This is a genomic window from Burkholderia sp. M6-3 (assembly GCF_050858985.1).
Classification (GTDB): Bacteria; Pseudomonadota; Gammaproteobacteria; order Burkholderiales; family Burkholderiaceae; genus Paraburkholderia; species Paraburkholderia caledonica.
Genome location: NZ_CP110091.1, coordinates 1,717,136 through 1,737,514 on the forward strand (window position 1 = coordinate 1,717,136; position 20,379 = coordinate 1,737,514).

15 protein-coding genes and 1 pseudogene are annotated in these 20,379 nt (G+C 63.7%); 11 read left to right on the forward strand and 5 right to left on the reverse strand.

Features of this window, described 5'->3' with window-relative positions; genetic code table 11:
- Positions 1 to 174 precede the first annotated feature (174 nt).
- Together OH764_RS25055 and pdeR are read left to right on the forward strand one after the other, a co-directional pair.
- A complete protein-coding gene (locus OH764_RS25055; RefSeq protein WP_498848896.1) occupies positions 175 to 4,779 on the forward strand; it encodes a DEAD/DEAH box helicase in 4,605 nt (1,534 codons plus the stop codon).
- A gap of 203 nt (positions 4,780 to 4,982) precedes the next feature.
- A complete protein-coding gene (pdeR, locus tag OH764_RS25060) occupies positions 4,983 to 6,986 on the forward strand; it encodes a cyclic di-GMP phosphodiesterase (RefSeq protein ID WP_498848897.1) in 2,004 nt (667 codons plus the stop codon).
- Positions 6,987 to 7,038: 52 nt separating this feature from the next.
- Here pdeR and OH764_RS25065 read toward each other — a convergent pair whose 3' ends face one another.
- The 3 genes from OH764_RS25065 to OH764_RS25075 all read right to left on the reverse strand — a co-directional run bounded on the left by OH764_RS25065 (position 7,039) and on the right by OH764_RS25075 (position 10,980).
- Positions 7,039 to 7,926: a crotonase/enoyl-CoA hydratase family protein gene (locus tag OH764_RS25065; protein WP_498848898.1), complete on the reverse strand. Its 888-nt coding sequence runs from the start codon at positions 7,924 to 7,926 to the stop codon at positions 7,039 to 7,041.
- A gap of 401 nt (positions 7,927 to 8,327) precedes the next feature.
- Positions 8,328 to 9,431 (reverse strand): dehydrogenase, encoded by a 1,104-nt coding sequence (locus OH764_RS25070; RefSeq protein ID WP_498848899.1) that lies wholly within the window; start codon positions 9,429 to 9,431, stop codon positions 8,328 to 8,330.
- 85 nt (positions 9,432 to 9,516) lie between these two features.
- On the reverse strand, positions 9,517 to 10,980 hold the full coding sequence (locus tag OH764_RS25075; RefSeq protein WP_498851286.1) for a M20 family metallopeptidase: 1,464 nt from the start codon (positions 10,978 to 10,980) through the stop codon (positions 9,517 to 9,519).
- 330 nt (positions 10,981 to 11,310) lie between these two features.
- Here OH764_RS25075 and OH764_RS25080 point away from each other — a divergent pair, with 330 nt between their 5' ends.
- A complete protein-coding gene (locus tag OH764_RS25080) occupies positions 11,311 to 11,622 on the forward strand; it encodes a superinfection immunity protein (protein ID WP_498848900.1) in 312 nt (103 codons plus the stop codon).
- A gap of 43 nt (positions 11,623 to 11,665) precedes the next feature.
- On the opposite strand, the gene OH764_RS25085 is transcribed toward OH764_RS25080, so the two are convergent.
- The gene (locus OH764_RS25085; protein ID WP_498848901.1) at positions 11,666 to 11,935 is read right to left on the reverse strand and encodes a YodC family protein; all 270 of its coding nucleotides are present in this window, start codon (positions 11,933 to 11,935) and stop codon (positions 11,666 to 11,668) included.
- A 482-nt stretch (positions 11,936 to 12,417) separates the two neighbouring features.
- Positions 12,418 to 12,717, reverse strand: a pseudogene (locus OH764_RS25090) (MFS transporter); the annotation flags it as partial.
- Positions 12,718 to 13,052: 335 nt separating this feature from the next.
- Here OH764_RS25090 and OH764_RS25095 point away from each other — a divergent pair.
- From OH764_RS25095 to OH764_RS25130, 8 genes are all read left to right on the forward strand, one after another.
- Complete coding sequence (locus OH764_RS25095) at positions 13,053 to 13,226, forward strand: Flp family type IVb pilin (RefSeq protein WP_498848902.1); 174 nt, start codon at positions 13,053 to 13,055, stop codon at positions 13,224 to 13,226.
- Between the two features lie 93 nt (positions 13,227 to 13,319).
- A complete protein-coding gene (locus OH764_RS25100) occupies positions 13,320 to 13,811 on the forward strand; it encodes an A24 family peptidase (protein ID WP_498848903.1) in 492 nt (163 codons plus the stop codon).
- Positions 13,812 to 13,825: 14 nt separating this feature from the next.
- Positions 13,826 to 14,860: a Flp pilus assembly protein CpaB gene (gene cpaB / locus OH764_RS25105; RefSeq protein WP_498848904.1), complete on the forward strand. Its 1,035-nt coding sequence runs from the start codon at positions 13,826 to 13,828 to the stop codon at positions 14,858 to 14,860.
- A gap of 180 nt (positions 14,861 to 15,040) precedes the next feature.
- Positions 15,041 to 16,348, forward strand: a complete 1,308-nt coding sequence (locus OH764_RS25110) for a type II and III secretion system protein family protein (protein WP_498848905.1) — start codon at positions 15,041 to 15,043, stop codon at positions 16,346 to 16,348.
- Positions 16,349 to 16,363: 15 nt separating this feature from the next.
- Positions 16,364 to 16,735, forward strand: a complete 372-nt coding sequence (locus tag OH764_RS25115) for a CpaD family pilus assembly lipoprotein (RefSeq protein WP_408416556.1) — start codon at positions 16,364 to 16,366, stop codon at positions 16,733 to 16,735.
- A gap of 15 nt (positions 16,736 to 16,750) precedes the next feature.
- The gene (locus tag OH764_RS25120; RefSeq protein ID WP_498848906.1) at positions 16,751 to 17,971 is read left to right on the forward strand and encodes a CpaE/TadZ family protein; all 1,221 of its coding nucleotides are present in this window, start codon (positions 16,751 to 16,753) and stop codon (positions 17,969 to 17,971) included.
- On the forward strand, positions 17,968 to 19,380 hold the full coding sequence (locus tag OH764_RS25125; RefSeq protein ID WP_498848907.1) for a TadA family conjugal transfer-associated ATPase: 1,413 nt from the start codon (positions 17,968 to 17,970) through the stop codon (positions 19,378 to 19,380). The genes OH764_RS25120 and OH764_RS25125 overlap by 4 nt, the downstream gene beginning before the upstream one ends.
- On the forward strand, positions 19,377 to 20,378 hold the full coding sequence (locus OH764_RS25130; protein WP_498848908.1) for a type II secretion system F family protein: 1,002 nt from the start codon (positions 19,377 to 19,379) through the stop codon (positions 20,376 to 20,378). The genes OH764_RS25125 and OH764_RS25130 overlap by 4 nt, the downstream gene beginning before the upstream one ends.
- Position 20,379: the final 1 nt, after the last annotated feature.

Here is a 20,379-nt window from a genome sequence, read left to right on the forward strand (position 1 = left end):
ACACCCGCCGGCAACCGCTGCCAGGCCATTTGGCAAACGCCGTCCAAACCTGCCAGACTGGCCACTGATTGCGCGACTTTGGTTCGCGCCGGCAACGGGTACGACCAATGCCGTCGTCTGGATATCGGGCGTCGCGTCCCCATCTAACCACGCATGACCCTAGTGACCGCCTCAGTGAGCACTTCAGCGAGCACCACGACCGCCAACCCAGCCACCGCAGCCGACGCGCCTCGCGCGCGCCCGGCCTCGCTGGTGGAGCGCACCGCCGCGCACGCCGCGCTCGCGGGCTTTCATCCGGCGGTTGCAGGCTGGTTCCTGAAGTCCTTTCCCGCGCCGACCGACGCGCAGGCCGCTGCCTGGCCGCAGATTCGCCAGGGCCGCTCGACCCTGGTCGCCGCACCCACGGGCTCCGGCAAAACGCTCACCGCATTCCTCTCCGCACTCGACGACCTCGTCCAGCAAGGTCTCGCGAACAACGGCGCGTTGCCCGACGAAACGCTGGTGGTCTACGTCTCGCCGCTCAAGGCATTGTCGAACGACATTCGCCTGAACCTGCAAGTGCCGCTACAGGGCATTGCGGACGAACTCGACGCGCGCGGCCTGCCGCCACTCGACATCCGCACCGCCGTGCGCACCGGCGACACCACGCAGCAGGAACGCAATGCGCTCAAAAAGCGCGCGCCGCATATTCTCGTCACCACGCCGGAATCGCTTTACGTGCTGCTCGGCTCCGACTCCGGCCGGCGCATGCTGTGCACGGTGCGTACGGTGATCGTCGACGAAATTCATGCGCTCGCCGGCAGCAAGCGCGGCAGCCACCTCGCGCTCAGTCTCGAACGGCTCGACGCGCTGTGCGGGCGACGCCTGCCGCGCATCGGCCTGTCCGCGACGCAAAAGCCGGTGAGCGCAGTGGCACGATTTCTCGTAGGCGGCGCGCCGGTCGACAGCGACATACCCGCCGACTGCGCGATCATCGACGTAGGCCACATCCGCGAACGCGACCTGGCGCTGGAAATCCCGCCGGTGCCGCTCGAAGCGGTGATGCCGAACGAAGTCTGGGAGCGCGTTTATGACCGACTCGCGGAACTCGTCGCGCTGCACAGCACGACGCTGATCTTCGTGAACACGCGGCGCATGGCCGAGCGCGCCGCGCGTCATCTGACCGAGCGGCTCGGCAAGGACGCGGTGGCCGCTCACCACGGCAGCCTCGCCAAAGAGCATCGCTTCGACGCCGAACAGCGGCTCAAGCGCGGTGAACTGCGGGTGCTGATCGCGACCGCTTCGCTCGAACTGGGTATCGATATCGGCGACGTCGATCTGGTCTGCCAGATGGGTTCGCCGCGCGCCATCGCGCCGTTCCTGCAACGCGTGGGGCGCTCGGGCCACCATGTCGGCGGCATGCCGAAAGGCAGACTCTTCCCCACTTCGCGCGACGATCTGATCGAATGCGCGGCGCTGCTCGATTGCGTGCGGCGCGGCGAACTCGACGCGCTGCGCATTCCGCGTGCGCCGCTCGATGTACTCGCGCAACAGATCGTCGCCGAAGTGTCGAGCACCGAATGGAGCGAGGACGCGCTATTCGACCTGATACGTCGTGCCGCGCCGTACGCGGAACTGGCTCGCGAGCAGTACGACGCAGTGCTGCGCATGCTTGCCGAGGGCTACACGAGCCGCAACGGACCGCGCGCCGCGTACATTCATCGCGACGTGGTCAGCGGCACGCTGCGCGGCCGGCGCGGCGGCAAGCTCGTGGCAGTCACCTCGGGCGGCACGATTCCCGAGAACGCCGACTATGCGGTGGTGCTGGAACCGCAGGCGGTCAATATCGGCACGGTCAACGAAGACTTCGCGGTCGAAAGTCTCGCCGGCGACGTGTTCCAGCTCGGCAACGCGTCGTACCGGATTCTGCGCATCGAAAGTGGCCGTGTGCGTGTCGAAGACGCACAAGGGCAGCCGCCCAACATCCCGTTCTGGCTCGGCGAAGCGCCTGGCCGCAGCGACGAACTGTCGTTCGGCGTAGCGCGCCTGCGCGAGCAGATCGCGCGTCTGCTCGCATCCGACGACGACGCGGCGACGCCGCTCGCGAACGCACAGGCGAGAGACGCCGCTTCGAAGGCGATCGCTTCGGAACAGGTGCCGGGCGCAACCGCTGAAGCACCGAATCCCATGCCTGCGCGGCTCGAACGTGCAATCGACTGGCTCATCGCCGAACTTGGTCTCGACGAAGCGGCCGCGCGCCAGATCGTCGACTATCTCGCGCGGGCGCGCGCCGCCCTTGGTGTTCTGCCAACGCAAGACACGCTGGTGATGGAGCGCTTCTTCGACGAATCGGGCGGCACGCAGCTCGTTGTTCATGCGCCGTTCGGCAGCCGCGTGAATCGCGCGTGGGGCCTCGCGCTGCGCAAGCGCTTTTGCCGCCAGTTCAATTTCGAACTGCAGGCCGCGGCCACCGAGGACGCGATCGTGCTGTCTCTGACCGGCAGCCATTCGTTCGTGCTCGATGAAGTGTGGCGCTACCTCCATTCGAATAGTGCCGAGCGTCTGCTGATTCAGGCCTTGCTCGATGCGCCGCTCTTTGGCGTGCGCTGGCGCTGGAACGCGACCACCGCGCTCGGTTTGCCGCGCTATACCGGCGGCCGCAAAACAGCGCCGCAATTGCAGCGCATGCGCAGCGAAGATCTGCTGACGAGCGTCTTTCCCGAACAGGCCGCGTGTCTGGAGAACGTGGTCGGCGAGCGCGAACTGCCGCATCATCCGTTAGTCGATCAGACCGTCGACGACTGCCTGCACGACGCAATGGACAGCGAGCGCTGGCTCGCGCTGCTGCGCCGAATGGAAAATGGCGACGTGCGGCTTGTTGCACGTGATCTGCCGGCGCCCTCGCCGCTTGCCGCCGAAATACTCAACGCAAAACCCTACGCGTATCTCGACGATGCCCCCATCGAGGAGCGCCGCACTCAGGCCGTGCTCAATCGCCGCTGGACCGATCCCGCGAGCGCCGACGACCTCGGCGCGCTCGACGCCGACGCGATCGCGAGCGTGCGCGACGAAGCATGGCCGCAGGCACGCAGCATCGACGAAATGCACGAAGCGCTGACAGGTCTTGCATGCATTACCGAGGCCGAGGCGCAGCACAACGAGAGCTGGCCGGAATGGCTTGCGTCGCTCGCTCAATCGGGCCGAGCGACGCGTCTCGAGATCGCCGCGGACGCGGCACTGTGGCTCCCTGCCGAACGGCTGACCTGTTTCGACGCGCTCTATCGCAGCGGGAACAGCGGCACTACGAACAGTGGGGCGCGCTTTACGCCGCCGCTCACCGCGCCGAGAGGCTACACCGACGAATGGAGCGCCGACGACGCGCTCCTCGACGTACTGCGCGCCCGGCTGACCGGTTTCGGCCCGCTGCCCGCCGACGCGATTGCAGATGCGCTGAAGCTGCCGCGGACATCGGTCGAACAGGCGCTTGGCCGTCTCGAAGCGGAAGGCTATGTGATGCGTGGACGTTTCACGCCGAACACGTCGGAAGAGGAATGGTGTGAGCGCCACCTTCTCGCGCGCATTCACCGTTACACCGTCAAACGGTTGCGGCGCGAGATCGAGCCCGTGGAACGGCACGACTTCATGCGCTTTCTGTTCGAATGGCAGCACCTGACGCCGGAGACGCGCAGTGAGGGACGCGACGCGCTCGCCGCCGTTCTGGAACAGATGGAAGGCTTCGAGGCCGCAGCAAGCGCCTGGGAAGAAGACATTCTGCCCGCGCGCGTGAAGGCCTATTCGAATACTTCGCTCGACGAACTGTGCCGCGCGGGCAAGATCGTCTGGACGCGCTTGACGGAGCGCTCGCGCAGCGCGGCCGGCCCGGTGCGCAGCACGCCTATCGTGCTGCTGCCCCGCCCGCAGGTACGTGCGTGGAGCGCGCTGATCGACGCCGAGCGGCAGCCGGAGCTATCGGCGCGCGCTCAATCTGTGTACGACACGCTGTCGCAACACGGCGCGATGTTCTTCGATGAATTGCTGCACGAACTTCGCGTATTGCGTATCGAACTGGAGAATGCGCTGGGCGAACTGGTGGCGGCCGGTCTCGTCAACTCCGACAGTTTCGCGGGCCTGCGCGCGCTGCTCAAACCGGCAGCGAAACGCAACGCGTATTCGGGCAGCCGGCGCGCAAGATCGAGTATGGGATTGGGCGCGCTGATCGGCGGAATGGACGACGCGGGACGCTGGGCGCTCGTTAACCGGCGCGCGTGCATTGCCACGAGTGGGGAAGCCGCCGCGCAACCGGACCGGCCGCAGCAGCAGCGGCGCCGCCAGTTGCCGCCCGACACGCTCGAACATGTCGCGATGACGTTGCTGCGGCGCTACGGCGTCGTGTTCTGGCGCGTGCTCGAACGTGAAGCCGACTGGCTCCCGCCATGGCGCGATCTGCTGCGCGTCTATCAGCGGCTCGAAGCGCGCGGCGTGATTCGCGGCGGACGCTTCGTCAATGGACTCGCTGGCGAACAGTTCGCGTTGCCCGAGGCAATTCCGTTGTTGCGCGAGGTCCGACGGCATGCGAACGATGGTGCTTTTGTGTGCGTCGGCGGCGCCGATCCGCTGAATCTGGTTGGCACGCTGCTGGTTGGGCAACGCGTTCCGGCGGTCGCCGGCAATCGTGTGCTGTACCGCGATGGCGTCGTCATCGCGACGCTCGCAGCAGGCGCGTTCTGGTTCGAACCGTCGGTCGAGGCGAGCCCGACGGAGCGCGAGCGCGCGCGCAGTTGGCTCACTCGCAGGTTTTGACGCGCCACATCCGTAAAGACTGCCTGGCGTAGCATCTTTACCCGCGCTTTTTTACCGACGCGCGCGGTTTGGCCAACCACGAACCTTTCATGTTTATGGCCCGAATTTCAGCCGCTTCGCTACAATGGGCCGTCTTTAAGTATGATGAGACTGTCTGCCGTCATCCGCCATCAGGCCGAAACGGTACACCGCCCGGGGATCCCATGAATGACGACCATCACGAGCAGGTGCTTTTTGCGCAGTTCGGCACAAGCAGCCCTTGCTGGCGTCTGTCGAGCGACAGCAACGCGCTCGAACTGACACCAGTCACTGGCGATATGCCAGCCAATGTTGCCATTCCGCTCAATCCTCAGCAGGCATCGCAAATTCGTTGCCTCACTGGCATTACGTCTCACCTGGTTCTCGACGTGCGGCTGTTCGGCGAGCCTCTGCGTTTGCACCTCGTCGGCAGAAAGATCAACAGCGGCAGTTGGGCCGGCACCGCGTCGGCTTATGACGACACCGAATCTGTCGCGCGCGATCTGATGCATGGCTTGTCGTTCGCCGAGCAGGTCGTGTCCGAAGTGAATTCGGTTGTCGTGATCGTCGACCGGCACGGGCGAATCCAGCGCTTTAACCGGCTGGCGGAAGAACTCACGGGCGTCAAGGAAGAGAACATTGTCGGGCGCAACGTGTGGGCGCTTTTCATGTCATCGGAAGACGGCGCGGCGTCGAGCCAGAACATTGCGGGCTTCTTCAATCGCGGCGTGTCGTACGAAGTCGAACGGCGCATCAAGACACTGCACGGCGAACGGCTCTTTCTCTTTCGCAACAAGTTCGTGCAAAGCGGCAGTGGTGTAGACGAGCAGTACCTGATCTGCTCGGGCACGGACATCACCGAGGAACGCCTTGCGCAGGAGCGTCTCACGCAGCTTGCCAACACGGATTCGCTCACCGGCCTGCCCAATCGCAATGCGATCCAGGACAAGATCCGCACCGCGATCGAGGAAACGGCGCCCGGCGAATCGGTGGGCGTGCTTTTTCTCGATCTGGATAACTTCAAGAAGGTCAACGATCACTACGGCCACGTGTTCGGCGACCGTCTGATCCGCGACGTGTCGGCCGCGATCGGCATGTGCCTGAACAAAGGCGACACACTCGCGCGGCTCGGCGGCGACGAGTTCATCGTGCTCGCGGCAAAAGGCACGGCGCATGAACTGGAGGCAACCGCGCAGCGCATCCTCGAACGCATGCGCACGCCGTTCAGCCTCGGCCTCGTCGAAGTCTATACGGGCTGTTCGATCGGCATTGCGCGTTATCCGGAACACGGCGACAACCTGGAGTCGCTGATACGCTCGGCCGATACGGCCATGTATGTCGCGAAAGACGAAGGCAAACGCACGCACCGCGTGTTTTCGCCGGAGATGAACCGCAAGGTCGCCGAGTACATGTGGCTCGACACGAACCTGCGGCGCGGCCTCGAAGATGGCCAGCTGACGCTGCACTATCAACCCAAGCTGCTGCTTTCAACCGGCGCGGTGCAGGGCGTGGAAGCGCTGGTCCGCTGGAATTCGCCGGAACGCGGGCAGATCATGCCGACAGAGTTCATTCGTTATGCCGAAGAGTCCGGCTTGATCGGCGTGCTCGGCCGCTGGGTCATGCAAACGGCCGCGAAACAGGCGGCAAAATGGCAAGCGGACGGCTACAACCTGCGCATCGCGATCAATGTGTCGGCGCGGCAACTGGTGGATACGGCGGTAGTACGCCACTTCACCGAAGCGCTTCAGCAGGCGAAGCTGGAACCATGTCTCGTCGACGTGGAACTCACCGAGAGCTGCCTGATCGAGGACGAAGCCGCAGCCATCGACCTGATCAAGCAGTTCCGTCAACTGGGCGCGCAAGTGCATCTGGACGACTTCGGCACCGGTTATTCGTCGCTATCGCAGTTGGGCCGCATTCCGCTCGATGTAATCAAGCTCGATCGCAGCTTCGTGCGTTCAATCAACGCCGACACCAAAGCGCAAGCACTCGTCCGCTCCATGGTGGTAGTTGCGCAGGAACTCGATTTCAAGGTCGTCGCCGAAGGAATCGAAACCGAGTCCGAAGAAACTTTCATGAAAGGGCTGGGCGTCGAATACGTGCAGGGTTATCTGTACGCTCACCCAATGCCGGCCGCGGACTTCGAGCGCTGGTTGCAGGACAGGCAGAAGCTCAGGCTGATCGCCTGAGCTTGCGGCCTGAGTGTCGCAACGGGCGCGCGTCGGCCGCAAGTGGATTGAGTCAGCCGAAATTGGCCGCGCTGGCAGCCGTCTGCCGCAAGTTGGCCGTGCGGCGGTTTTGCAGCGTCACGAGCCGCTCCATGAAGGCCAGGTCCTTCTCGTCGATCATGAAGGCGGCGTCCACCCAATCTTCGGTAATTTCCATCAGTTCGGCGCGCGGCAATTGCAGCACGCGCTGACGCGCCCGCAACATCGCGCGGATGCCGTTCATCTTCGGCTTGAGCGTGTCGATGAACGTGCGGGTCGCTACATACGCGTCGCCCGGTTCGAACAACTGGTCGACTAGACCCTTCTCCCGATGCCATTCCGCCGTGTGCGGTTCGCCCACGCCGATCAGTTCCTCGGCGAGACGCATGCCGGCCTTGCGCGCGACGAGCGAATAGCCGCCCATGCCGGGGAACAGATTGAACGCGATCTCGGGAAAGCCCATGCGCGCGTCCGATTGCGCGAGCAGGAAGTGATGTGCAAGCGCGGCCTCGAAGCCGCCGCCTAGCGCCGTGCCCTCGACCATCGCAATGGAGATCGCGCCCGTATCGAAGCCGCGCGCCGCCGCATGCACGCAATCGACGCAGGCACGTGCGTATGCCATCAGCGCCTGACGCTTGCCCGAGCGAATCGCATCGGCGAAGAAATCCAGGTCGCCGCCCACGTTGTAAATGTTGGGGATCAGCGAGCCGGTCACCCAGAAGTCGATGGGCAAGCCTGACTCCCGTGCGGCCTGCGCGAGTCCGAGAATGTCGTGGACCAGATCCAGATTGAAACACGGACGCGGCTGCGCACGCAGCATCATCCACATGACATTACGGCCTTCTTCGTAGTAAGCCGAGACTTGTGACAGATTGCCGGCTTCGAGGAACGGGCGGCAGGCGTGGTGGTTATGCAGATTCATTTTGAACGGTCCTTTAGGGTTAAACACTGATATTGCAATGCGAGCCTAAAGCAGACCGGATTCGGATGGGAGCGGGATAACCAACAGATCAATGCAACGAAATCTCGAAGCCTTGCGCGACGGGCGTCACAACGGTGCCTGACATCCCCCCGGCGTGCGCCGCACCGCAAACGCTTGCGCGGCGACGATGCGCGACATTGCACGACATTGAGTGCAGGCGCCCAATGCAATTAGCGGACGAGCGAAGCCGGAATTCGCCCGCGAATTCGAAAGAAAAAGCAAGGCACGCCGATTAGGCGGCGCAGTCGAAAATGCCGCTTGCGAATATTTTTTTATTCGTGGTCCAACAGACGGAATATCTATATTGCATAAGCGGCAATTTGCTCATTATCCAGGCGATGCTATTTGAGCAACGCCGACCGGCGCGCGACCTCGTCGGCGTGCATGCCGACAGCGAGCGCGGCCGTGCAGATTTGCGTCCATGTAGCGGCATCGACCGGAATGCCTTGGGCTTCGCGCTCCGCGCGCGTGACGCGCTCCGGCTCGCCAGGCTCATAGATATGATCGACGCCCGCAGCGAGCGGTGAGTCTTTCACCCACGCGATGAACGCGTCGGCTTCTGCTTGCGCGTCAGGGGCGTCGAACGCCGCCGGGTCGATGATGACCGACAGCATGCAGTTGATGATTGCGCTGGTGGTGCCGAGCGTGTCCGCGTGCGTGGTGAAGCCGCCCGCCAGCGCGCCGCTGAATATCTCGCACATGGCGGCAAGCCCGAAACCCTTATGGCCGCCGAACGGCGTCAGCGAACCGAACGGCTCCTCGTGCATGACTTTGGGATCGGCCGTCGGCACCCCTTCATGGTCGATCAACGCGCCCGGCGGCACCTGCTTGCCCTGGTTGTAAGCGACGCGCGTCTTGCCGTACGCCACGGTGCTCGTCGCGAAATCGAGCACGAGCGGCGGCTTGCCGCGCCGCGGATAAGCCGCGCAAAACGGGTTGGTGCCGATGCGGCGGTCCGCGCCGCCAAACGGTGCGACGAGCGGGTCGCCCGCCACATTGACGAAGTGGAACGACACGAGCCCCGCTCGCGCGCATTGCTCGGCCCAGTGACCGATGCGGCCGATATGATGCGCGTCGCGCAGCCCGACTGCGCAGATGCCAATGCGCTGGGCTCGCGCGATGCCCTCTTCCATCGCCTCGAACGCGACTACCTGGCCGAAGCCTTTGCGGCCTTCGACCGTGAGAACGGCACCCGCGTCTTTTACGACGTCGGCATGCAGGTTCAGTTGCAGTTGCCCGTCGGCAAGCGACGCCACGTAGCGCGGAATCATGCCGACGCCGTGCGAGTCGTGCCCGGTCAGATTCGCCGCCACCAGATGATCCGCGACCAGTTCGGCTTCGCGTGGCGCGCTGCCCGCCTGCTCCCAGATCGCCCGGACGAAGGCGTGTAGTTGATCGGCCGCAATGCGGGGCGTGGTGGATCCAGCGAGCTCTTTGTCGGTCATTCGAATCGGGGCGCTAGTTAGTAATGGCAACGCAATAATGGCAACTCAAGTGGAACGGGAGCCGCAACAGGCCGGCAAAAACCGGTCACGGCGCGGCGGCGATCACCTGCGCAACCGCGGCCGTGAGCTTCTTGCCGTACGGCACATGCAAGAATTCGTTCGGCCCGTGCGCATTCGACTTCGGTCCGAGCACGCCGCATACCATGAACTGCGACTTCGGAAAGCCGGCCTTCAGCACGTTCATCAGCGGGATGGTGCCACCCTGCCCAATGTATGCGACGTCGGCGCCGTAATGTTCGCGCGATGCATTGTTGAGCGCGGTCGCGAGCCAAGGCGCGAGGTCGGGCGCGCTCCAGCCGCTCGCCGCTCCGGCGTCCGGCTTGAATGTCACCTTCGCGTTGTACGGCGGGTCGAGTTCCAGCAGCGCCTTGAGTTCCGCAACGGCCTTTTCCGCTTCAATCAGCGGCGGCAGACGCAGCGACAGCTTGAACGCGGTGCGCGGGCGCAGCACGTTGCCGGCGTCGGCGAGTGCGGGCAAACCGGCGGCACCAGTCACCGACAATGACGGACGCCACGTCGAGTTGAGCAACGCCTCCTTCGGATCGGTCGTGGTGGGCAGCACCTGACGGCCGTCCTGACCGCATGCCCACGGCAGCTTCTTCCACACGTCGTCGCCGAGAATTTGCGCGGTGGCTTCGGCTTCGCGCAGACGGTCGGCGGGAATCGGGCTGTGAAAACCCTTGGGCAGCAGCGTTCCGTTAGCGGAGTCTTCCAGACGGTCGAACAACTGCCGCATGATGCGGAAGCTCGACGGCGCAATACCGCCGTAACCGCCCGAGTGAATGCCTTCGTCCAGCACCTGCACTTCCAGGTCGCCGGCGACGAGCCCGCGCAACGACGTGGTAAGCCACAGCTGATCGTAATTGCCCGCCCCCGAATCGAGGCAGACGACGAGGCCGACGTTGCCGAGCCGTTCGCGCAATGCGTCTACGTAAGGCAGCAGATCGTAGCTGCCCGACTCTTCGCAGGTTTCGATCAGCCCGACGCAGCGCGGCCGCTCGACACCTTGCGCGTCCAACGCGGCGAGCGCGGTAATGCTCGCGTAGATCGCATAGCCGTCGTCGGCGCCGCCGCGGCCGTAGAGCTTGTCGTTTTCGAGCTTCGGCGTCCACGGGCCAAGATCCTTGCGCCAGCCGTCGAATTCCGGCTGCTTGTCGAGGTGGCCGTACAGCACGATGGTTTCGTCGCTACCTGAACGTGTTGCCGGCGTCTCGAAGAAAATCACCGGCGTGCGGCCCGGCAGCCGAACGATCTCGAGTTTCAGCCCGCGTACCGGCTGCTGCTCGACCCATTGCGCGGCGTCGGTAATCACGCGTTCCAGGTAACCGTGCTTGACCCACTCGGGATCGAATGCCGGGCTCTTGGCCGGCACCGCAATGTAGTCGGTCAGCGCAGGCACGATCTCGTCGTTCCATTTGCGGTCCACGAATTCGCGCAGCGTGTCGGGGTTCAGGCGTTCAGCCTGCTGGGTCGTATCGTCGGAGATCATGATGGCGGTCCGTAACAGGGTTCGGTTTCGTTCGAGCGAAACGAACATGATAGTCCTGATGCCCGCGGTGCTGAAGTCCTCGTCGCACGTCCGTGTGATGTAGTGCGTGCCGTGGGGCGTGCCGTGGGGCGTGCTGTCGGACTGCTGGACGGCGGCGTGCACGACTGGCGTCTGCATCGCCAGGCTTTCATTCAGGCTGCACGCGTCAGACAATCGCGCGACAATTGGTGAATGAAATGCGGGTGAATGAACTGCGCGCGCAGGCCCGCACCGTATGCGGAACGTTGACCTCGGTCGCCGCGAGGCGAGCCGTATTTCGGGAGGCGACATATGAATGACACGGCCGTCGTTCAGATCATCGCCGTGATGATCGCGCTGGCGCTGTATTTCCTGCCGGCGATTCTGGCCGATCGTCGCAAACGCGTCGACGTGCTGACGCTCGCGCTATTCAACGCGTGCCTTGGGTGGACCGTTCTTGGATGGCTGCTCGCGCTTTACTGGTCGTTGCAGCCGAACCCGCCGAAGAACCTTGCGGGCGACGTGGAGGAAAAACGCAAGCTAATGCGCATGCGCGCATTTTCGTCCGCGCTGTTGCTGCGCGTGCAACGGCGCAGCACAACGCGGGATGGTTCGCAGGAGTAAGCCCGGGAAAGCGGCAGCAGAACCAGAAGCAGAACAGCAGCCGTTATGCCGCGCGGCCGATCCGGTTCCACTGCACAGAGCCCGCCGGAATGGAACGCGGCTCGGCGCGCACGCTGGAGGGCGCGAATACTTCGCGACGCAGTTCGCCGTGGTCGTCGAACCACTCGCAGATCAGCCTGTCGCCGGGATTGAGCGCCACCGGGCCCGCATACGTAACAGTCATGCGCGGGCCGCCGTCTTTCAACGTGACCACGTCGCCGATTGAGAACCGGGCGGGAGGCGGTGTAAGCGTGTCAATGGTAGCGGTCAGCATATCAATCCTCTACGGAACCGTTAGCAGTATTCAAGTCATTGCGCCGTCTATCGACTAAGCCCTATTGAGGGATACCTCTAAACGCGTTCAGATTAACAATCGAAATTAAATACGGCAAGTGCTTTTTATTGATACCGATTTCATAAAACGCGGAAAGACAATTTGACGCACCGCAATTCCGGGTTAAACCGGAGCGATCTCAGTACGCCGTCCCAGCCTTGACGGTGCGGCAACGCACAGACCGCAAGACTTACTGCTCCAGATCTGGCGTCGGGTAGAAAATGCATGGGCGAAAATGCTTCATTAATGAAACAATTTCGAATGTTGCGCGGTCGCCGTCCATTTGGCCCGCCCCGCCGAATTACCTGTGAACTGCTCAATCACCGGTAAATACAATCGCAATTAAAATGAATTTCGTGTGAAAAGCATAATGATTTTCCGCGGAGACACAGCTATGAAAACGATTACCTGCACGGCAATTTTCAAGCGGCTGCGGCGGCCCGCCCCAAGGCGGTTTGCTGGTGCCGCACGAGCAGCACGCTCGAGCCGATGCAGACGAACATCAGCACGGCGTTGATCGCAAGACTCAACTGGAACGCGTGGGCGTAGCGGGCAGGCGCCACTTCTTCAGCACCCGCCGCACCCACTGCGTCGAAGAACGCGCCGCTGATAGCGGCCGTGCCGAACGCCGAGCCGATCTGCAATGTCGACGAAATCACGCCCGACGCGAGCCCTGCCTTTTCGGGCGCGACCTCCAGCAGCACGATGCGCATGATCGACGGCCGTCGACGTTGCTTCCCATGCGTGGGCTCAAGACTTCGTCCATCTGACGATGCGCGATAGACGTCCCCGCCAAGGACCAGCCACTTTTGCCCGCAGGCCAACGCCCGTCATCTTACGAAACACATACAGTCGAATTGCGACGCTTTTTGACCGCACCTCGGTGATTCGACTTGCCGCTGCGAGTGCTCCAATGTGCAGTAGCAGATCGGCGAGGTCACGGTTTCGGAGATTAAAGACTTCCCTCGATCTGCCGATAGCACATCTGGACGGATGCGATCCGCATTTTCCGTTGTCTCGTTTTCCCAAGTAAACGGACTCAACACAGGAGCTGCTTATGGTGCAATTCATCAAGTCCCTGTCGCGTGATGAACGCGGCGTCAGCGCACTCGAGTACGCCGTGCTCGCGGGCATCATCATCGTTGCGGTTGTGGCCGTGGGCACCACATTCAGCCCGGCTCTGTCGACCGTATTTAAGGCTCTGACCGACAAAGTGACAGCAGCAATCTAACCGCATCGCGATCGAATTGGCGGGAACATTAGTTCTCCAATGTTCCCGCCGCATCCCTCGTGCAAATGCATAGCTGAGCGTAGGCAAACCAACATGCTGTACACGGTAAAGCTGGCGACCTGCCTTGCGTTGACCTCACTGGCGGTGTCCGATCTGCTGTTCCGACGCCTGCCCAACAGTGCGGTGCTCGTCGTCGCCGGTCTCTATTGCGTCGCCGCAGCGCTTGTTGGAGTCGGCGTTTCCACATTTTTCAGCCACCTCGGCATGGCGGCGAGCGCGTTTGTTTCATCCGCGCTGCTGTTCCGGTTCGGATGGATCGCAGGCGGTGACGTGAAATTCGCCGCAGCGGTCTTCCTTTGGGCGGGCCCGTCCCTCGCGGCGCCCGTCTTCGTCATCGTATCGGTTTGCGGCCTGGTATTGGGCCTTGCCATCATCGCGGCCGATCCCCTGTACCGCCGCATTCGGGCGTTGCACTGGCTGTCATGTCTGTCGCGCGCGCGCGGCGTGCCTTACGGCGTAGCGCTGGCGCTCGGTGGGGGCGCGGCAGTGTGGGCGCCGCTCGCGCATAGCTCCCCCATCGTCTAGGACAGTTCGCCGCCATGTCGCGAATCCTCAAATTTGCCGGACTCGTCGTCGTCGCGATCATTGGCGCGCTCGTTCTGCGCACGCTTTATATCTCGGCGTCGCATCCGGGTGCCGCAGGTTCACGCGGGACGCAGCGCATTCGCGCCGCTGCCGCCGATTTGCCCGACGGTCTGCTGCTGCGCGATAGCGACCTCGTCTGGAAAAGCGTGCCGCGCGGACAGGCTCCGGCGGGGGCGCTCGTCGAAGGCCAGACGGGCAACGGCGACGCGGACAGCGACCTCAAGGGCGACGTACTGCGTCATGCCGTACGAGCCGGCACAGTGCTGGGACCCGGCGATGTAATCTCGCCTAACGCGCCGGGCTTTCTCGCCGCGGCACTCAAGCCCGACATGCGCGCGATCTCCGTTGCGATCGACGACGTAACGGGCAACGCCGGGCTGATTCAGCCTGGCGACTACGTGGACGTGCTGCTCACCCAAACGCTGAGCGATTCCGAAAAGAACACCGTCGAGGCCGGTCGATCGGTCGAAGCAGAGACCGTGGTCAATCGCGTACGTGTGCTCGCGGTCGGCTCAGCCTTTCAGCGCCCGAAGGACAACACCGCGCAAGCCGATACGCGCGCGCGCACCGTCACTTTCGAGGTGACGCCGCACAACGCCCAGGTGATTGCAGTCGCGACCCATCTGGGCACGCTGTCGCTCGCGTTGCGCAGCTTCGCCACCAAGGACCGTCAGCAGCAGCCAGCCGACACTACAGCGCCGCAAACGCCGCCGGTATGGGGCGGCGACGTGTCCCGCGCCTTGCATGCGGCGCAAATCACTACGAAGCGCGCCGCAGTGGCGCGTTCTGCCGCACCAGCTGTGATCGTCTATCGCGGCTCGAAGTCGAGCGAGGCCTCGGGCGCTGCGTCATTGAGTGGGCCAACGGGCGTACCGGGACTGCCACCGTTGCCGCCGGGCCAGCCGCAACTGCAATCGTCCGCCGCGCCACCCGCACGCCCGCTCGAAGCCGCGCAAACCGGGAACGGCGGGCAGGCGCGCATGCAGTAGCGCAGGAGCCCGCGACGCTCGCGTGGTTTGCCGACTCAAAGGGGTTCGCCCACGCGAAGGGTGTGCAGGATTCATACAGGAAAGGCTATGTTGCACGTTGTTTTCTCATTTCATCGCCCGTGGCGTCGGTTCGCATCGACGCTCTTTTCGTGCGCTGCCGTCCTGTGCTGCGTCGCATGCATGAACTTCGCGTATGCGGCAGACGGCCAAGGGACGCTGCTCATACCCGCGGGCAAGGGCGAGATGGTGAAGCTGCCCGCGCCGGCCGTCGCCGTATTCGTTGCCGATCCAGATGTCGCCGACGTGCATGTGCCGACGCCGGAAACGGTATTCGTGCTCGGCAAGAAAGCGGGCACGACGACGCTCTTCGCACTGGGTGCAAACAATCGCACGATCCTTCGCAAGACCATTGAGGTCAACGTCGATACGCAGTCGGTGCAACGCATGCTGGATGCGCGTTTCCCACAGTTGCACCTCACCCTCACCAGCGCGCCGGGATCGCTGATGGTTGCCGGCCGCGTGCCAGCCGCGGCGGATGCCGATGCGGTCGTCGAGTCGCTCAAACCGTCGCTGCGCGACAAGGAAACGCTGGTCAACCGCCTCACATTGGATCATCCAATCCAGGTGAATCTGCGCGTGCGGGTTACCGAAGTAGACCGAAACATCACGCAGGAACTCGGCATCAACTGGAGCTCGCTCGGTTCGGTCGGCAATTTCGTTGGTGGCCTTTTCAGCGGGCGCCAGTTGTTCGATTCGGTCACCAATCGTTTCCTCCTGTCGTCGACCGGCGCGTTCTCGACCTTGGCGGGTTTCCATACGAAGAACGTCAGCATCGAGGCCGTACTCGATGCGCTCGATCAGGAAGGGCTCATCACAATGCTCGCCGAGCCGAACCTGACCGCGATGTCCGGCCAGACCGCAAGCTTTCTTGCGGGCGGAGAGTTTCCAGTCCCGGTCGCGCAGGACACGACGGGGGCCATCACCGTCGCCTTCAAGCCTTACGGCGTGTCGCTCGACTTCACACCAACCGTACTGGCCGATAACCGGATCAGCCTGAAAGTACGTCCGGAGGTCAGCGACATCGACCCGAGCAACTCGGTCACGCTGGACAGCATCAAGATTCCCGCGCTGACCGTGCGGCGGGTGGACACCACCGTCGAGCTGTCGAGCGGGCAAAGCTTCGCCATCGGCGGTCTGCTGCAAAGCAAGACGAGCGACATACTCGCCGAGCTTCCAGGTCTCGGCCGCCTGCCGATCCTCGGCAAGCTGTTCTCGTCCAAAAACTACATAAACAACAAGAGCGAAGTCATCGTCATTGTCACGCCTTACATCGTGCAACCCACTGGTCCCGGGCAACTGCGCCAGCCGCTCGACGGCGTGACGCACGCAGCCGGCGATGTCGAATACGCGCTGCAGCGTTCGCTCGGCATCGATCCGCTGTCCGGCGACGCCCCGCGTCTCGTCGGAGCAGCGGGCTTTGTTTATTGAACCGGGAGTCATGCCATGATTGCGCGCCTTTTCTCTCTCGCCCTGCTCGCTGCGATAGCGGGCTGCATGTCGGCGCATCCGCCGCTCGGCATGCCCGATTCATCGGTGATGGGGTTCGACGGCTCGCATGCCGTGCCGCCCGACTGCGCGACGCTCATGCAGCCGTCGCATCTGGTGGATGCGGGATTCGGCCGTCCTGGTGTCGCTTTTGGCTGTGCCACGTACACGAACCTGGCCGTCATGCTTGCGCGCCCGGCGGACCTGGTCGCGCCGATTCCTTACGCAGGAGCCGACGCAGCGCTCGGAGCGAGCGCGGTGCGCCGTTACGAAGAAGGGCGCGCGACTCCGCTCAATTCGACCTCGACAACCACCAACGTGGTTCATTGATCACGGAGCATTCCAGTGAGCGCCATCGAATCGTTCCTCAGAGTCACCAGCAGTAGCGAAATCAACGCTGATGATCTGCTGGCGGTCGTGTCCGATCGCGACAGTGAGATCGCCGTGAAGAACCTGATCGTCGATCAATCGATAGAGAGCGCATGCGTGCGCAGAGGAACAATCGACGACGCGATCCGGTTGCTTGGAAATCTTGATCATTCTCCGAGGCAACTGATCGTCGACGTCTCCGGCTCCGAGATGCCGATCAGCGATCTCGCGCGTCTTTCAGACGTCTGCGACCCGTCCGTCGCCGTGGTGGTGGTGGGGGAACGCAATGACGTGGACCTTTATCGCAGTCTGCTCGGCGCTGGAGTCCACGACTATCTTTTCAAGCCGCTTTCGGTCGGCCTTCTGCAGCGCGCGCTGACGGCGCGCGACCCGGCCGCCGCCGTGCGCACCGGCAACGCCGTCAGCTTCGTCGGTGCCCGCGGGGGAGTCGGTACGACCACCATCGCAGTGTCGCTCGCGCGCCACCTGGCCGACGTCACGCGTCGACGCATCGCGTATGTCGACCTCGATTTCCGCGGCGGGGCCGCCAACTCCATGTTGGGACTGACCACCAATAACGGGCTGACCGAACTGTTGCAGAACCCGCAGCGCATCGATGCGCCGCTGATCGGCCGGATGCTCGTCGCGAAGAGCAACCAGCTTCTCGTACTGTCGTCCGAACTGCCATACGGCAACGAGTTCGTGTGTCGTCCGGGTGCGATCTCGGAGCTCGTCAATGCGCTGAAGCGGCATTTCCACTACGTGATGCTCGACTTGTCGGGCGTCACCGGGATGCTCGCTGAAGAAGCACTCGACGCGTCCGCATTCGTCTATATCACCTCGGACCGCTCCGTCCATGCGGCCCGCCAAACGGCCCGCCTGCTGCGGTTCGCCGAAGAACGCGACAGCGATCCGACGATCACGCTGCTGCTGAACAATCCGCATGAACCCGTGGCGGGCCGGGTCGCCGCCGCCGACTTCCAGCGCGCGCTCGGTCGCGCATCCATGTACGAGTTTCCCTACGAACCGAAAACGCTCGCGGCTGCGGAGAATCTCAGCGAACCGGTCGCGGCCGGCAAGCCGACGCCTTTTACCTCTGCCGTGGTCGAGCTGGCCAACATGTTGACCGGCCGAACGGAGGCGGCGCCGCGCAAGCGCTGGTATGAGCGTTTTGTCGGCAACAGGGGCCGCACATGACGTTCGGCAAAAGGACCTACACCGCCGTCGTGCCGCCCGTGGCAGATAGTGAAGCGGCCGCCAGGGCAGGCGCCAGAATGAGCGCAGAGCCGCCGCAAGTCGAGGCGACGCCGGTGCGCGCGGCCGCTCCGATCGACAAGCATGAAGCGCTGATCCGCTCGGACAACTTCAAGAAGATACGCACTGTCGTGTTCGCCTCGATGAACATGTCGGCCGCGTTGATGATGTCGCGCGAGCAGGTGCGCGCAGGCATCGAGCAGATCGCCGCGGAAGTGGTCATGCGCGAGCGGCTCAATGTGACGACGGCCGAGCAAACGCTGATCGTCAACGAAATACTCAATGACATGTTTGGTGTCGGCCCAATCGAGCCGCTGCTCGCCGACGAATCGGTGACCGACATCCTCGTCAATGGGCCGGATCAGGTGTACGCGGAGCGGCACGGCCGGCTGGAACTGACGCCGCTCAAGTTCCGCGACAACGCGCATGTGATCAACGTCGCGCAGCGCATTGCCGCGGCGGTCGGGCGCCGCGTCGATGAAAGCAGTCCGATGGTCGACGCGCGTCTCGCCGACGGCAGTCGCGTCAACGTCGTCCTTCCGCCCATCGCAATTCGGGGCGCGTCGATCTCGATCCGCAAGTTCGCGAAGCGCAACATCACGCTCGCCCGGATGGCGCAGCAGGGCAACATGTCGCCTGCAATGACGCGAATGCTGAAGATCGCCGGCGCGTGCAGACTCAATGTCGTGATCTCCGGCGGCACGGGGTCTGGCAAGACGACGCTTCTCAATGCGCTGTCCCATCATATCGACGAGCATGAGCGGATCGTCACCATTGAAGACGCGGCCGAGCTTCAATTGCAGCAGCCGCATGTCGTGAGCCTCGAGACGCGTCCGGAGAACGCCGAGGGTCTTGGCTCCGTTTCGCAGCGCGATCTGGTGCGCAATGCGCTGCGGATGCGTCCCGACCGCATCATCCTCGGCGAAACACGCGGGGCGGAGGCGTTCGACGTGCTGCAGGCAATGAACACCGGGCACGATGGCTCCATGACGACGATCCACGCGAACACGCCGCGCGATGCGATCACCCGGCTTGAGAGCATGGTGATGATGGCGAACGGCAATCTCCCGCTGCTGTCGATACGCCGGCAGATCGCGAGCGCGGTGCACCTGATCCTGCAGATCGAGCGGATGCGTGACGGCATGCGTCGCGTCACGCGCATCACCGAGGTCGCCGGAATGGAAGGCGACGTCGTCATTACTCAAGACCTCTTTACGTTCCGCTTCGACACCACCGTGTATCAGGACGAGGTACGTGGCGCGTTCGAGTCGTCGTCGTTGCGCCCGGTGTTCTCGGCGCGAGCGGCGTACTACGGGCTCGAAGAGCAACTGCTTGAGGCGATGCGGCCATGACGCCCGCCGATGTCGTCGCCGCCGGCGCTTTTTTCGCGATCCTGATCGCGGGCATGATGGTGTCGTCGCTGCGCGATATGGCTCGGCGCCGGACAGCGCCACGTATTCGCAGCCGGATCGACGAGCTGGGCGCCGACGTCGCTCGCCAGCGAAAAGGGGGCCCTCGCAAGCCGGAGCAGGAGCAGGAACTCTTTAGCCGGCGGCGCCACACTGGGGATAGCGGCGCGTTGCTCTCGTGGTTGCAGAAGCACGCGCAACGCGTGCGCGTGGTGAGCGGCGGGAGCGGCGGGAGCGGTTTCCGGCTGATCGCGGCCGTCGCGATCATCACCTTCATCGCTGCGCTCGTGGGCGTCAAGCTGGCTTCGGCTCCTGAATGGGCGGGCGCTATCGCCGTCATCGGTCTGCCGCTCTTTGCGGTGCGGGCGACGTATCGTTTCCTGATCGCGCGGTTCCGCACCCGCTTCCTGACCGCATTTCCCGACACGCTGGATCTGATCATCCGGGCGGTGCGCGCCGGCATTCCGGTCGTGCAGGCCATCAGCACGGCCGGCCGCGAGGCCGACGAGCCGGTGCGCTCAACGTTTCGCACGATGGGCGATGCGCTGCGCCTCGGCGCGGATCTGCCCGACGTGCTGGACCAGGCCGTGAAGCGGCTGGAGATCGCCGACTTCGCGTTCTTTTCCGTCTGTCTGCTGCTGCAGCGTGAGACGGGCGGCAATCTCGCGGAGACGCTTGAAAACCTCGCGTCGATCATCCGCAGCCGGCGCGATATCCGCCTGAAGACGAAGGCGCTGACCGCGGAGGGCCGGCTTGCGACCAACATCATTTCGGCTGTGCCGTTCGCGATCACGGGCATGCTTTACATCGTCAACCGGCCCTACATCGAACTGCTCTTCATCACACGCGCCGGGCACAAGATCCTCACGCTCTCCGCAGTATTGCTGACGATCGGACTCTGGATGGTGCGGAAAATTTCGCAACTGGATACCTCGCGATGAA